This window comes from Vibrio sp. 10N.222.52.B7 (genome assembly GCF_041474275.1).
Lineage (GTDB): Bacteria > Pseudomonadota > Gammaproteobacteria > Enterobacterales > Vibrionaceae > Vibrio > Vibrio crassostreae_C.
Genome location: NZ_JBFRTU010000257.1, coordinates 1 through 266 on the forward strand (window position 1 = coordinate 1; position 266 = coordinate 266).

Below are 266 nucleotides of genomic sequence, written 5' to 3' on the forward strand. Positions count from 1 at the left end.
GAAACGCGTTAGGTAAGCACCAAATTTCTCTGCTGACGAGAACTCAACAATGCCAGCATTTGGATCATAGAAACCGAAAACACGGTCGTCACCTGAGCCTTTTGCCCAAGCCGCCATCGCATGCCCCGGCGCATTAAGCTCCAACAACACAGGTTTACCGTTAGCCGATACATCGGTGATCTTTTCAACCACACCGTTTACAGTGAGCGCTTGCTTCCCTTCCAGCTTTTCCTGCCATACTTTCATCGACGTATCATGCATTGGAT

Annotated in this window: 1 protein-coding gene; it reads right to left on the reverse strand. The window is 49.2% G+C overall.

What is annotated here, in order from left to right:
- On the reverse strand, window positions 1-266 hold a 266-nt coding region (locus tag AB4512_RS22715), incomplete at both ends, for a YopT-type cysteine protease domain-containing protein (protein ID WP_372175799.1).